The organism is Paenibacillus harenae DSM 16969, assembly GCF_000422465.1.
Lineage (GTDB): Bacteria > Bacillota > Bacilli > Paenibacillales > Paenibacillaceae > Pristimantibacillus > Pristimantibacillus harenae.
The window spans coordinates 484,271-498,222 of the sequence record NZ_KE383843.1 but is presented as its reverse complement, the minus strand read 5'-3'; the positions used below and the strand labels follow the sequence as shown (position 1 = coordinate 498,222).

General features: G+C 55.2%; 10 protein-coding genes and 1 other annotated feature. All 10 genes read left to right on the top strand.

All coding sequences use genetic code 11. The features are described 5' to 3' along the window. The first annotated feature begins 18 nt into the window (after window positions 1-18). The 10 genes from H581_RS34985 (at window position 19) to murC (ending at window position 13,789) form a co-directional block, all read left to right on the top strand. Complete coding sequence (locus H581_RS34985; RefSeq protein ID WP_051251190.1) at window positions 19-663, top strand: precorrin-2 dehydrogenase/sirohydrochlorin ferrochelatase family protein; 645 nt, start codon at window positions 19-21, stop codon at window positions 661-663. Further along, window positions 660-1,628 (top strand): hydroxymethylbilane synthase, encoded by a 969-nt coding sequence (hemC, locus tag H581_RS0121695; RefSeq protein WP_425414629.1) that lies wholly within the window; start codon window positions 660-662, stop codon window positions 1,626-1,628. The genes H581_RS34985 and hemC overlap by 4 nt, the downstream gene beginning before the upstream one ends. A 4-nt stretch (window positions 1,629-1,632) precedes the next feature. Further along, window positions 1,633-3,186 (top strand): uroporphyrinogen-III C-methyltransferase, encoded by a 1,554-nt coding sequence (gene cobA / locus H581_RS0121690; protein ID WP_028611837.1) that lies wholly within the window; start codon window positions 1,633-1,635, stop codon window positions 3,184-3,186. A gap of 17 nt (window positions 3,187-3,203) precedes the next feature. Next, window positions 3,204-4,202: a porphobilinogen synthase gene (gene hemB / locus H581_RS0121685; protein ID WP_028611836.1), complete on the top strand. Its 999-nt coding sequence runs from the start codon at window positions 3,204-3,206 to the stop codon at window positions 4,200-4,202. Between the two features lie 4 nt (window positions 4,203-4,206). After that, window positions 4,207-5,508 carry a glutamate-1-semialdehyde 2,1-aminomutase gene (hemL, locus tag H581_RS0121680; RefSeq protein WP_028611835.1) on the top strand — a complete coding sequence of 434 codons (1,302 nt, stop codon included), beginning with the start codon at window positions 4,207-4,209 and terminating at the stop codon, window positions 5,506-5,508. 9 nt (window positions 5,509-5,517) lie between these two features. Next, window positions 5,518-6,510 carry an RluA family pseudouridine synthase gene (locus H581_RS34980; RefSeq protein WP_084134713.1) on the top strand — a complete coding sequence of 331 codons (993 nt, stop codon included), beginning with the start codon at window positions 5,518-5,520 and terminating at the stop codon, window positions 6,508-6,510. An 89-nt stretch (window positions 6,511-6,599) separates the two neighbouring features. Then, window positions 6,600-7,889, top strand: coding sequence for a LysM peptidoglycan-binding domain-containing protein (locus H581_RS0121670; protein WP_028611834.1), 1,290 nt, complete (start codon window positions 6,600-6,602; stop codon window positions 7,887-7,889). Between the two features lie 130 nt (window positions 7,890-8,019). Next, window positions 8,020-8,259 (top strand) — a binding site (T-box leader). A 66-nt stretch (window positions 8,260-8,325) separates the two neighbouring features. Beyond that, the gene (locus H581_RS0121665; RefSeq protein WP_028611833.1) at window positions 8,326-10,971 is read left to right on the top strand and encodes a valine--tRNA ligase; all 2,646 of its coding nucleotides are present in this window, start codon (window positions 8,326-8,328) and stop codon (window positions 10,969-10,971) included. Window positions 10,972-11,001: 30 nt separating this feature from the next. After that, a complete protein-coding gene (locus H581_RS0121660) occupies window positions 11,002-12,387 on the top strand; it encodes a bifunctional folylpolyglutamate synthase/dihydrofolate synthase (RefSeq protein WP_156889660.1) in 1,386 nt (461 codons plus the stop codon). 7 nt (window positions 12,388-12,394) lie between these two features. After that, complete coding sequence (murC, locus tag H581_RS0121655; RefSeq protein ID WP_028611831.1) at window positions 12,395-13,789, top strand: UDP-N-acetylmuramate--L-alanine ligase; 1,395 nt, start codon at window positions 12,395-12,397, stop codon at window positions 13,787-13,789. Window positions 13,790-13,952 lie beyond the last annotated feature (163 nt).

Genomic DNA, 13,952 nt, shown 5'->3' with positions numbered 1-13,952 from the left:
GGAAGCGGGGGACAGCAAATGAATGGATATTACCCGGTCGTACTGCAGCTGCGGGGGAAACGCTGCGTCATTGTTGGCGGAGGGGCCGTCGCGCAGCGCAAGCTGCTTGGGCTGCTGGAGGCAGGGGCCGATCAGGTTATCGTCATTAGCCCGGCCGTTACGCCGAGAATCGCAGAGATCGCAAAGGAAGGTTCCATTCGAGTGGAGCTGCGCGAGTATACCGAAAAGGATGCGCGCGAGGCGTGGCTGCTGTTCGCGGCGACGAATGATGGACAGGTGAATGAGGCTGCGGCGGCGGATTGCATGCGGTATGGCGTCTTGTTCAATGCGGCCGACGAATTCAGCCGAAGCTCGTTTATTTCCCCGTCGGTAGTGCGAAGGGGAGATTTGCTGCTTGCCGTTACCGCTTCGGGAGCAAGCCCCGCCTTATCGCAGCGGATTAAGACAGAGCTTGCGGAGCGGTACGGGCCGCAGTATGAGGAAATAACGTCGCGCTTGCGCGACTTGCGTGAACGAGCGCAGCAAATGCTGCTTGATGAGCAGGACAGACAGAAGGTCCTGAAGCTTGCGGCGGAAGAAGCGCCGGAGCTGAATCGAAAACATTTCGATATAGATGAGTGGCTGCAAAGTCTGCATCATCGCATTGACAGGGGGCAACTATGATGGGAACGAATCATCGGGACAAGCGGGTTATCGTTATAGGCACAAGACAAAGCGCGCTTGCTTTGACGCAGACGGGTCAGGTTATTGACGAGCTGAAGAGAATCTGCCGGGAGCAGGGATTTGATTATACGTTCGAGGTAAAAAAAATGGTGACGAAAGGGGATCGGATACTCGATGTCACCTTGTCCAAGGTAGGCGGTAAAGGCTTGTTCGTGAAGGAAATCGAGCAAGCGCTGCTGGATGGCGAAATTGACTTGGCCGTGCACAGCATGAAGGATATGCCGTATGAGCTGCCGGAAGGTCTGATGAACGGAGCTACGCCTAAGCGGGTTGATCCCCGGGATTGCCTCGTTATGCGGGAGGGAAGCTGCTTAGCCGATCTGCCGCAGGGCGCGCGCGTCGGAACGAGCAGTCTGCGCCGTTCCAGCCAACTGAAGCATGCAAGGCCGGATCTGCAGTTGGAATCGATCCGAGGAAACATCGACTCGCGTATACGCAAGCTTGAAACGGAGGGGCTTGATGCGATCGTTCTCGCAGCCGCCGGCCTTACGCGTATGGGCTGGGAGGATCGGATATCAGCTAACGTGCCGGTAGACGTATGCTTGCCTGCGGTAGGCCAAGGCGCACTGGGTATCGAGTGCCGTGAGAATGATCTGCAACTTCGGGAGCTGCTGCGTTTATTTAACGATATCGAGACAGAGCTTGCGGTACGTGCGGAGCGAAGCTTTCTCGGCGCTCTGAATGGAGGCTGCCAGGTGCCGATCGGCGCTTATTGCGAGGTAGGCGGCGAAGCAGTGGCAGGCGAAAGAGAGCTGGTCATGACCGGTATCGTCGGCACGCCGGACGGGGTTACGCTGCTGAAGGAAATGAAGCGGGGGACGGATCCCGAGCAGCTCGGACGCGATGTGGCGGATGCGCTTATCGCACGCGGCGCGGACCGGATTTTGGCGGAAATTGGGGGATAATAGATTGAATAAGGGGAAAGTTTATTTGGTCGGCGCCGGACCCGGCGATCCTAAGCTAATTACGGTGCGGGGTTTGGAGTGCTTAAAGCAATGCGACGTAGTGGTATACGATCGTTTGGCAAGTCCCAGACTGCTTCGTTATTTGAAGCCCGGTACGGAGAAAATCTATGTTGGAAAGCTGCCGGACCGCCATACGATGAAACAGGAGGACATCAATCAGCTTCTCGTTGATCTTGCCCTGGAGGGAAAGACGGTTACCCGCCTAAAGGGCGGTGACCCGTCGATTTTTGGCCGTGTGGGAGAAGAAGCCGAGCTGCTCGTTGACAATGGCATCGAATTTGAAATCGTGCCCGGTATAACGTCTGCGATCGCTGTCCCCGCTTACGCGGGTATTCCGGTGACGCACCGGGATCTGGCTTCCTCGTTATCCATCATCACCGGTCATGAAAGCCCTGACAAGCTGGACCGTTCCATCCATTGGGATAAGGTAACGAATGCTACGGGAACGCTAATATTCCTGATGGGCGTTGCCAAAATCGGGTATATCGCCGAGCAGCTGATGAAGCACGGCAAACCGCCGCAAACGCCTGTAGCGCTTGTCCGTTGGGGAACGAGGGTAGAGCAGCGCACGGTAGTCGGGACGCTTGAGACCATTGAAGCGGTTGTGAAGGAAGCGGATTTCAAGCCGCCTGCCGTTATTATCGTCGGCGAGGTTGTGCTGCAGCGCGAGAAACTGCAATGGTACGAGAAGAAGCCGTTGTTCGGCACGCGCGTGCTCGTTACCCGTGCCCGAGCGCAGGCGAGCGAGCTGGCTGACCGGATTGAGGCGCTTGGCGGAGAGCCTTGCGAATTTCCCGTTATTGAGACGAGAGAACCTTCGGAGCCGGCTGACCTTGAAGCGCTTCAAGCTGCGCTTGAAAGGGCCGAGCAATATGAGTGGCTGATGTTCACGAGCGTCAACGGGGTTGACTATTTCTTTCATTGGCTGCGTAAGTTCCGGATCGATGCAAGAAGATTTCACGGGGCCAAAGTGGCTGCCGTCGGTCCGAAAACCGCTGAAGCGCTCGCGCAGCGCGGACTTATTGCCGAGGAGCTGCCGGTTCTGTTTCATGCGGAAGGCTTGCTGGAGCAGCTTGCTTCCAGGCTGCAGCCGGGCGAACGCGTTCTGCTGCCGCGCGGCGACTTGGCCCGGGAGGTGCTGCCGCGCGAGCTGAAGGCGCTGGGACTCGTCCCGACCGAAATTGACGTATACGAAACGGTGATTGCGGAGGAGCATGACGAGCTGGCGCTGGAATGGCTGCGCGAGAAGGACATTCACATGATTACCTTTACAAGCTCATCCACGGTAACCAATCTGCTCGAGGTGTTGAAACGCAGCGGGATTGAGAATCCGGCCCGGCTGCTGTCCGAAATTCCAATTGCGAGCATCGGACCTGTCACGTCGAAAACGATAATGGCTGCCGGTCTAAAACCAACGGTAGAAGCTGAGGATTCCACGCTCGACGGCCTGCTGCGCGCAATTGTGGATTACCGGACGGCGAATAAGCAAACCTTGTAGGGAGGATGAGACAACAGATGAGTTTTCCAACAGTTAGAAATCGCAGATTACGCAAATCAGCGGCGCTTAGAAGCCTGGTAAGGGAAACGGTGCTGAGCTCGAATGATTTCATATATCCTATTTTTGTAACCTATGGCGAGAGCATCAAAGAGGAAATTCCTTCGATGCCGGGCGTATATCATTTTTCCATGGACCGGTTGGAGGAAGAAATTCGGGACGTCGTTGCGGCAGGCATTCAGTCGGTGCTCATGTTCGGTATTCCGGAAACGAAGGATGCGATCGGCACCTCCGCCTATGACGCGAACGGTATCGTGCAGCAAGCGATCAGGGCGATCAAGGAATGGGCGCCAGAGCTTGTGGTTATTGCAGACACCTGCTTATGCCAGTTTACCGATCACGGACATTGCGGCATCGTACACGTGCATGAGGCGACGGGAACGGCTGAGGTAGACAATGATTCAACGCTGGATCTGCTCGTTCAAACAGCGGTTTCCCAGGCTGAAGCGGGTGCGGATATTATCGCGCCTTCGAACATGATGGACGGCTTCGTGCTTGCGATCCGCGAAGGCTTGGATGAGGCGGGCTACAGCGACATTCCGATTCTGTCGTATTCCGTGAAATACGCTTCTTCCTATTACGGACCGTTCCGCGACGCGGCGCATTCGGCGCCGCAGTTCGGAGACCGGAAGACGTACCAGATGGATCCCGCAAACGTGCGCGAAGCCATGCGCGAAGCGGAATCCGACATCGCCGAAGGCGCGGACATGCTGATGGTAAAGCCTGCGCTTGCTTACCTGGATGTTATTAGGCTGCTTAAGGACCAATACCATTTACCTGTGGCCGCATACAACGTCAGCGCGGAATATTCAATGGTCAAGGCAGCTGCCGCGAGCGGCTGGATCGATGAACGCGCCATTGTGCTCGAGACGTTGACCGGCATGAAGCGCGCAGGCGCCGATCTGATCATTACCTACCATGCGAAGGATGCAGCCCGTTGGTTGAAAGGGGAGAAATAAGCGAATGAGTGAACAATCGAACCTTAGAAATAACGAGCGCTCGGCAGCGGCTTTTGCCAGAGCGAAGCAAGTGATGCCCGGCGGCGTGAATAGTCCGGTACGGGCTTTCAAATCGGTTGGCTTAACTCCCGTCTATATGGATCGGGGAGAGGGCAGCCGCATCTATGATATCGACGGCAACGTCTACATCGATTATGTCGCATCATGGGGCCCTCTTATTATGGGCCACGCCCATTCGGAGGTCGTCGATGCCATCAAGCGGACGGCGGAGAAAGGGACAAGCTTCGGCGCTCCGACGGAGCTGGAGACGCTAATGGCAGAGCTTGTGTGCGAGCGCGTTCCTTCCGTTGAGGTCGTTCGCATGGTTAATTCCGGTACGGAAGCGACCATGAGCGCGTTAAGGCTCGCCCGGGGTTATACGAAGCGGAACAAGATTTTAAAGTTCGAGGGCTCCTATCACGGGCATGCGGACAGTCTGCTGATTAAAGCGGGCTCCGGCGTTGCGACATTAGGATTGCCCGACAGCCCGGGCGTTCCGGAGCATGTGGCTTCCAATACGATCACGGTGCCGTATAACGATCTCGAATCGGTAAAGCTCGCATTCGAGAAGTTCGGCGAAGAGATTGCTTGTGTCATCGTCGAGCCGGTAGCAGGCAATATGGGCGTCGTTCCGCCGCTTCCCGGCTTTCTGCAGGGGCTTCGGGATATCACGTCACAATACGGCAGCGTTCTTATTTTCGATGAGGTCATGACGGGCTTTCGCGTCGCTTACAGCTGCGCGCAGGGCTTGTACGGCGTGACGCCGGATCTGTCCTGCTTCGGCAAAGTCATCGGCGGCGGCCTGCCGGTCGGCGCTTACGGCGGCAGACGGGAGCTGATGGAGCTGATCGCGCCAAGCGGACCGATCTATCAAGCGGGGACGTTATCGGGCAATCCGCTCGCGATGGCAGCTGGTTATACGACGCTTAAGCTCCTAACTCCTGAAACGTATGAGCTATTGGAACGGCAGGCGGTCAGATTGCAGCTGGGCTTTGAGGCGAACGCCCGCAAGCACGGTATTGCCAGCACGATCAACCGCGTAGGCTCCATGGTATGTCCTTTCTTCACCGACACCTTTGTCATTAACTACGATACGGCAAAAACTTCCGACCTGGAGCGGTTCAAAGCTTATTTCGCGGCGATGCTTACTCTGGGCGTCAGTATCGCGCCATCGCAGTTTGAAGGCATGTTCGTCTCGGCCGTTCATACCAATGAAGATATTGACGCGACGATCGCGGCGCATGATCAAGCGTTAAGCCGTTTGTAGGATGCCGGTATGCTGACGAACTGGCAAGCAGTACGCGATGGAACATGGCTTGAGCTTGACTGGCCGAGCCTGACCGACTTGGAAGGATCGGGCGGATCCAAGACTCCGGCGAACTTGCCGGTGCTTGGTCAGCCGCAGGCCGGCAGTCATCCGCATGCGGTGCGGCAGTGGCTGTTGGCTCGTTCTTTATTTCCGCCCAAATGGATAAATCGGCTGTTTTCAATTGGCGGAATCGGGTGGAACGGAGATCGGCTGCGGCTGCTCGTTTTCCCTGCGGCGGACCCGCTCGGCGATCCGAATTACCGGAAAGCTGCGCTGCCGCCGGTGAATTCTCCGCCTGCCGTCTTGTATGAAGATGATTTCTGCATCGTCTTCCACAAGCCGGCCGGCATGCCGGTTCATGAATCGGCCCCGGGACAGAGGGGGACGCTGGATGAAGCGGCTGCAAGGCATTTGCTGGAGAAAGGCGATCCTTTAACGGTCCGGCATATCCACCGGCTCGATGACGATACGTCGGGTCCCGTACTGTATGCCAAAAACGATTTGGCGCAGTGGAATCTGGACGAAGCCATGCGGCTGAAGGAAATCGACAGGCACTATATTGCGGTCGTCCATGGGCGAGTAGCCAAAGCTGCGGCAACCGTGCAGCTGCCGATCGGCAAGGACAGGCATCACCGCGCAAGAAGGCGCGTCACGGAAGGCGGTGAGCCAGCCGTTACGCATTATGAAGTAATCGAGGCGGGACAGCCATATACGATTGTCCGAGTAAAGCTGGAAACCGGAAGAACGCATCAGATTAGAGTACATATGAGCCATATCGGCCATCCTCTCCTTGGAGACGAGTTATACGGCGGCGATTCCCGCATGCTGCCTCATCAAGCGCTACACGGCGAGCGCCTTCTATTTCCCCATCCATGGACGGGAATGGCGGTCGATGTTCCCGCTCCTTGGCCCGAATGGCTTACGAAGCTTGCGCAAAACATGTTACCCCGTTCAAAATGATAGTCATGCTCCTGCCCAACCTACCATATAGATAAGTAGTGAATGTAATGGTAGCCCAAGCATTCAGTATGAGGAGGGAGGACTTCGACGTGTCTGATCAAATGAACGGATTACGTTTTGATGTGTATGAGCGCGTCCATCTGCCCGATGATGTCGCGGGCATTGATGAGCTGGAGGAAATTGAGCTTGTTCCCCGCATTCAAGTTATCGATGAAGGCGATCATGCGGTACTGAAAGGACAGCTGCTCTTAAGCGGGATTTATCGGGGGCAAAATGATAGTGAGCTTCCGCTAGCGCTGGAGCATTGGATTCCGGTTGAAATAACGCTTCCGATGAACCGCATTACGAGGCTGGACGATATTTCGATTGAAATCGACAATTTTGACGTCGATCTATTGTCGGCCCGGACGCTGAACATTACGGGCGTGCTTTCGCTTCGGGGGATATCCGCCCAGCCAGTCCAAGAGCCGGAGGAAACATGGCGCGAGGAACCGTTCACGGTCGTGCATCAGCGCGAAGCCATTGAGGAACAGCAGGCAGAGGCGGAAGCCATCCGACAGGCAGCCGACGAGGAGCTATCTTACATACCGGAGGCGGAGGAGAATCCTGCCGCGGTTGAGCCGTTTTATTCCACAGAACGGCAGCTGGAATTGCAAGACGAAGAGGATGAGGAAGAGGAGGCTGCCGCCTCGGTAACAATCTCGTCTGCTTCGCCGGATTATAGCTGGACTTCCTCCCAGCTGTTTGCCGCAAGCCCGCAGCAGACAGAGACGGGGGAAATGGAAGAGGAAGAGGACCGTGAGATCGCGGCTTATTCCCAGCCATCGGAAGGTGAAGGCTGGCTGACAACTTCATCCCCGTTCACGGAAGCGTTGCAGCAGCCTCCGCAGCCGGAGGATGAGCCTATTCGAGCGCAGCCCGAAGAAGAGATTGCGCAAGCTTCGCCATTTCTTCAGGCACAGTCCTTGGAGGAAGAGGAGCAAGAGCCGGAGAAGCAGGAGCTGCGCATCGCCTTCACAGGCAAACAGCCTGAGAGCGACGGGGGACCGGCGGTTCATGTCGGTATTCAAACCCTGCTTCAGACGAGCAGGCGCGAGCAGGCGGCCCGTCAGGCTGCCGAGCAGATCGTCGCGGAGGAGCAGGCAGCCGAGGATGCGCGAAATCAAGCACCGGGCGACGAGATCGAATGGAAGAACCTCTTCCTGGGTAAACAATCAGAGGACAGGGAGTTTCGCAAAATCCGGATGTGCATCGTACAAAGGGACGAGACACTGGAAGCAATCGCCTTGCGATACAGCTTGAATCCTCGGGAAATATTAATTTATAACCGGATGGATGAATCCGAAGTGACAGAAGGCCAACTTCTCTATATACCATAACGTTTTGTGCTGAACAATGCCTCTATTGCTTATGAAAATAAGCGATAGGGGCATTCGTTCGTACCGGCTGATCGCGACCCTGGTTGACTCAGCCGTGGAACAAAGGTATGATTATGCATATATATGTGCAATAACGACATTGAAGGGGAATAGTAAGCAGCGAAGCCTTAAGAGAGTGGAACCGTTACGCTGAGAGGTTCTGCAGGATCGAACTGTTACGGGTCGCCCCGGAGTTGCCTGAACCAAACGGATGCAGATCGTGCGCCGAATAAGTCAGGCCGGCCGCAGCCGTTATCTGTTTGAGTGCCGCGCGAATCGTTTTGCGCGGAACAAAGGTGGTACCACGGAAGCTGAACCTTTCGTCCTTTATTATAAGGGCGGAAGGTTTTTTTGTTTTAATCAGGAGTATTAGAACATTTTTTGGAGGATGGAACAGATGTCAGAAAATCAAACGAAGACAACAGGGATGCCGACAACTTATGATCCGAAGGCGGCCGAACAGAAATGGTACGATTACTGGTTGGAGGGCAAATATTTTGAAGCGGGCAAACGTCCGGATGCCCAGCCTTACACCATCGTCATTCCGCCGCCGAACGTAACGGGAATGCTTCATATCGGGCATGCGCTCGACTTCACGCTGCAGGACATCCTCATCCGTACGAAGCGGATGCAAGGCTATGACGCGCTATGGCTGCCGGGCGCGGACCACGCCGGCATTGCAACGCAGACAAGGGTAGAGCAGAAGCTGCGCGAGCAGGGCGTAACCCGCCACGATCTTGGACGCGAGGCATTTCTAGAGAAGGTATGGGAGTGGAAGGACCAGTATGCGAATACCATCCGCGAGCAGTGGGCCAAAATGGGTCTCTCCCTGGATTATTCGCGGGAGCGCTTTACGCTGGATGAAGGGCTTTCTAAAGCGGTACGCGAAGTGTTCGTCCGTCTCTATGAGAAGGGTCTGATCTACCGCGGCAAAAAAATAATTAACTGGGACCCGGCCGCACGCACGGCCCTTTCCGATATTGAAGTCGAGTATAAAGAGCTGAACGGCCACTTGTACCATTTGCAATATCCAATGAAGGACGGTTCCGGCTTCATAACGGTTGCGACCACCCGGCCGGAGACGATGCTTGGCGATTCCGCCGTGGCGGTTCACCCGGAGGATGAGCGCTATAAGCATTTGATCGGCAAAATGATCGTTCTACCTGTTGTCGGCCGCGAGATTCCGGTCATTGCCGACGAATACGTCGATAAAGAATTCGGATCGGGCGCCGTTAAGATTACGCCGGCTCATGACCCGAACGACTTTGAAGTCGGCCAGCGTCATGACCTGCCGCAAATTATCGTCATGGATGAGACCGGAACGATGAACGCGGAAGCGGGACCGTATCAAGGGCTGGACCGCGCGGATTGCCGGAAGAAGCTCGTGAAGGATTTGCAGGAGCAGGGCGTCCTGGTCCGCATCGAGGATCACGTCCATCAGGTTGGACACAGCGAGCGCAGCGGCGCCGTCGTAGAACCGTATTTGTCCACGCAATGGTTCGTTGCGATGAAGCCGCTCGCAGAAGCGGCGATCGCGGCGCAGAAGGCTGGCAAAGGCGTGCAGTTCGTGCCTGACCGCTTCGAGAAGACCTATTTGAACTGGATCGAAAATGTCCGTGACTGGTGTATCTCCAGGCAACTGTGGTGGGGTCACCGCATTCCGGCCTGGTATGACGAGTCGACCGGCGAAATGCATGTATCGCGCGAGGATATGACCGGCGAGCATCTACGTCAGGACAACGACGTGCTGGATACGTGGTTCAGCTCCGCGCTGTGGCCGTTCTCAACGCTCGGCTGGCCGGATCAAACGGAGGACCTGAAGCGCTATTATCCGACGGACGTCCTTGTGACGGGCTACGACATCATTTACTTCTGGGTAGCGCGAATGATCTTTACGGCGCTGGAGTTCACGGATGAAATGCCGTTTAAAGACGTGTTAATGCATGGTCTCGTCCGTGATTCGGAAGGCCGCAAGATGTCCAAGTCGCTCGGTAACGGCGTTGATCCGCTTGAAGTTATCGAGAAATACGGCGTTGACGCAATGCGCTTCATGATTTCGACGAGCAGCACGCCGGGTCAGGATTTACGCTTCCGCTGGGAGAGGGTGGAACAGGCCCGCAATTTCGCCAACAAGATTTGGAACGCTTCGCGTTTCGCGCTTATGAATCTGGAAGGCGTGGAAGCGAAGGACGTAGATATTACGGTTAACCTTGGTACGGCCGACCGTTGGATTTTGCATCGCTTGAACGAGACGGTACGCGACGTCACGCGTCTCATCGACAGCTATGAATTCGGCGAGACGGGACGCATCCTTTATAATTTTATTTGGGACGATCTGTGCGATTGGTATATCGAGTTCGCCAAGCTCAGCCTGTACGGATCGGACGAAGCCGCGAAGAAGGCGACGCAGTCCGTTCTCGCCTATATCCTTGACCGCACGCAGCGCCTGATTCATCCGTTCATGCCGTTCATCAGCGAAGAAATCTGGCAGCACCTGCCGCATGTCGGCGAGACGATTACCCTTGCGGAATGGCCGGTATACGATGCCGCTCTGGAGGCTCCTGATTCGGTAAAAGAGATGGAGCTGCTCATGGACGTGATCCGCTCGGTCCGGAATATCCGAGCCGAAGTGAATGTACCGATGAGCAAAAAAATCGAGTTGCTGATCAAGCCGGCCGGCGAAGCCGAAGCAGCGATTTTGTCGCGGAATGAAGAGTTCATCAAACGGTTCTGCGGCACTTCGATGCTGGAAACGGGCCATCAGATCAGCGCTCCGGACAAAGCGATGACCGCCATCGTAACAGGCGCGGAGCTTTATTTGCCGCTTGCGGGTCTCATTGATATCGCACAGGAAATCGCGCGCCTGGAGAAGGAGCATCAGCATCTGAATGCCGAGGTTGAGCGGGTTGAGAAGAAGCTCGGCAACGAAGGCTTCGTGGCGAAAGCGCCAGCCAAAGTTATCGAGGAAGAACGCAGTAAAATGAACGATTATGCAGAGAAACGCGATAAAGTGCAGGCCAGAATTGCGGAATTGCGCGGATAACGCTGCAAAACGGAAGAAGGATCGATAAGAATGACGAATATGAATATCGAGCAGCGGCTAGCGGAGCCGCTGCATTCCTACCGGGAAGCGGTAGAATGGATTACGGGGCTTATCCCTTTCGGCGTTCGTCCCGGCCTTGAGCGCGTCGAACAGCTGATGGAGCGGCTCGACAATCCGCATCGCAGATTAAAATTTATTCACGTTGCCGGCACGAACGGCAAAGGCTCGACCTGTGCGTATTTAACAAGTGTGCTGCTGAAAGGCGGCTATGATGTCGGGACGTATACATCGCCCTATATTACGAAGTTTACGAACCGCTTTCAATATAACGGCGAGGACATCGAGGAAGAGACGCTGCTTAAGCTCGCCAATGAGCTGAAGCCGCATGTCGAAGCGATCGCGGAGTCGGAGCTCGGCTCGCCTACCATGTTCGAGGTATCGACGGCGCTGGCCATCCTCTTTTATGCGAAGGTAACTTATCCGGATTACGTCGTCTGGGAGACGGGGCTTGGCGGACGGCTGGATGTGACCAATATTGTGCATCCGGTTGTCTCGGTCATAACGAACATCGGCCATGATCACATGGATCGCCTGGGGGATACGATTGCTGCCGTCGCCGGCGAGAAGGCAGGCATCATCAAGGCGGGAATCCCCGTCGTCAGCGCGGTGACGCAGCCTGAAGCGGTTGAGGTCATTAAACGGACCGCAGCCGAGAAGCACAGCACGCTTTATCTGCTTGGCGAGCAGTATCGGGAAACGGCGCTGTCGTTGCGCGAGGATGAACAGAACTTCCGTTTTACGGGGCTGTTCCGGACAATCGAACCGCTTACCATTACGCTTAACGGTGAGCATCAGCGGACGAATGCGGCGGTAGCCGTGATGACGCTGGAGGTGCTGCGCCAATACAACGCGCTGGTGCTGGAGGATGATGCGCTCTCGGATGGCTTGCGGGAAGCGGCTTGGCCGGGAAGGCTGGAGATGGTATCGCGGACGCCGCGTATTTTGCTGGATGGCGCTCATAATCCGGAAGGGGCCGAGACACTAGCTGCAGCACTTGGAAATACGTATAAATATGAACGTTTACATCTCATGATGGGTATGCTCGAGAATAAGAATCATCACGATGTCCTTAAGCATATACTACCAATAGTGGATACGCTTATTGTGACCGAGCCTGATTTTCGTATGAAAAAAGATGCGTCCGCTTTGGCTGAAATCGTACAGCAAATGCGGCAGCAGCAGCCTCATGAACTTTCCTTCGAGCTGATCGTGGAACCAAATTGGCAGGCAGCATTACAAAAATTACAACAGTTAACCGGGGAAACAGACCTTGGGGTCGTGACAGGCACGCTTTATTTAATAGCTGACGTTCGCTCCCGCATATTGTACAACTCGGATTCTGAAAAAGGTTGGTGAACCGTCTTTGAATACGGCAGAACACGTTCATTTCATCGGAATCGGCGGTTACGGCATGAGTGCCATTGCCCGCGTCATGCTGGAAATGGGTTATAAAGTAACCGGATCCGATGTCGCGCGTCAAGAATTAACGGAGAAGCTTGCAGCGAATGGAGCAAGCATTTATATTGGTCATCAGCCGGAACACGTGAAGGGAGCCGATCTGGTCGTGTACTCCACGGCGCTTCCCAAAGACAACGTCGAACGGAAGGCGGCTGAGGAGCTTAACATCCCGGTGCTGCACCGTTCACAGATGCTGGCAAGACTAATGAATGCAGGTAAAGGAGTGGCCGTTGCCGGCGCTCACGGCAAAACGACAACCTCTTCCATGATCGCGCTCGTTATGGAAGCCTGTCACGCAGACCCGACCTACATTATCGGCGGAGAGATCGTTAACGTAGGCACGAATGCGAAGGCGGGCAAAGGTGAATACGTTGTAGCGGAAGCGGATGAAAGCGACGGATCCTTCCTTCAATACCACCCGACACTGGCTATCGTAACGAATATTGAACCCGACCATCTCGAAAATTATGACGGCGATTTCGGCAAGCTGAAGGCGGCCTATGTACAGTTTCTGCAGCAGGTAAAGGCGGGCGGTAAAGCGATCGTGTGCGCAGATGACGAGACGGTAAATGAATTGATCCCGCAGGTATATAAAGGGAATGTGTCTTCCTCGCAGCTCGTCACGTACGGCATCGACTCGGAGGCGGATTACAAAGCGGATCATATCGTGCTTGGCGACCGCAAGGTTTCCTTCACGATGACGCATAGAGGCGCGCCTCTCGGGACTGTTGAGTTGTCTGTACCGGGCCGACACAATGTCTACAACGCAATGGCTACGGTCGTAACTTGCCTTGAAGCGGGGCTGGCCTTTAATGAGATCGCGGAAGCCATTCATTCCTTTCGGGGGGCGAAACGGCGGTTCCAGGTGCTTGGCGAAGTGAACGATATTCTCGTGATTGACGATTATGCACATCATCCAACGGAAATCAGAGCGACAATCAGCGCCGCAAAAGCGACGGGCAAACGGATCATTGCCGTGTTCCAGCCGCAGCGCTATACGCGAACCTTTTTCTTATTCGAGCAATTCAGCCGCGCATTCCCGGAGGCGGACGAGGTCGTCATCACCGATATCTATTCGCCGGCTGGCGAACAGCAGATCGAGGGTGTAGACTCGCGCAAGCTGGTTGAACTGATCAAGACGAACAGCAATTCGAACACGACGTATTTTCCGACCAAGGACGAAGTTCTTGCCTATTTAACGGAACGCGTTGCCCCTGGCGACCTTGTGATCACGATGGGGGCAGGCGATATTTGGAAAGTGGCGGATGCGCTGGCGAAATCGCTAAAGTCCTTACAATAAAACGAATGCCCGAAGATTCCCAGAAGGAGTCAACGGGCATTTTTTGATGATTGCTTATTGTCTAACCTCTCCCCCCAAGTGCTCAATCAGTAAGCGTCCCGCAGGGTCGAAAGCGGTTATATAACAAACGCCACTCACATCCGACTCATTCTCTCCAACGTTA

What these genes read in the sequence shown, in the direction of transcription:
- H581_RS34985 (WP_051251190.1), top strand. Translation starts at nt 19, where the DNA reads ATGAATGGATATTACCCGGTCGTACTGCAGCTGCGGGGGAAACGCTGC.
- hemC (WP_425414629.1), top strand. Translation starts at nt 660, where the DNA reads ATGATGGGAACGAATCATCGGGACAAGCGGGTTATCGTTATAGGCACA.
- hemB (WP_028611836.1), top strand. Translation starts at nt 3,204, where the DNA reads ATGAGTTTTCCAACAGTTAGAAATCGCAGATTACGCAAATCAGCGGCG.
- hemL (WP_028611835.1), top strand. Translation starts at nt 4,207, where the DNA reads ATGAGTGAACAATCGAACCTTAGAAATAACGAGCGCTCGGCAGCGGCT.
- H581_RS34980 (WP_084134713.1), top strand. Translation starts at nt 5,518, where the DNA reads ATGCTGACGAACTGGCAAGCAGTACGCGATGGAACATGGCTTGAGCTT.
- H581_RS0121665 (WP_028611833.1), top strand. Translation starts at nt 8,326, where the DNA reads ATGTCAGAAAATCAAACGAAGACAACAGGGATGCCGACAACTTATGAT.
- H581_RS0121660 (WP_156889660.1), top strand. Translation starts at nt 11,002, where the DNA reads ATGACGAATATGAATATCGAGCAGCGGCTAGCGGAGCCGCTGCATTCC.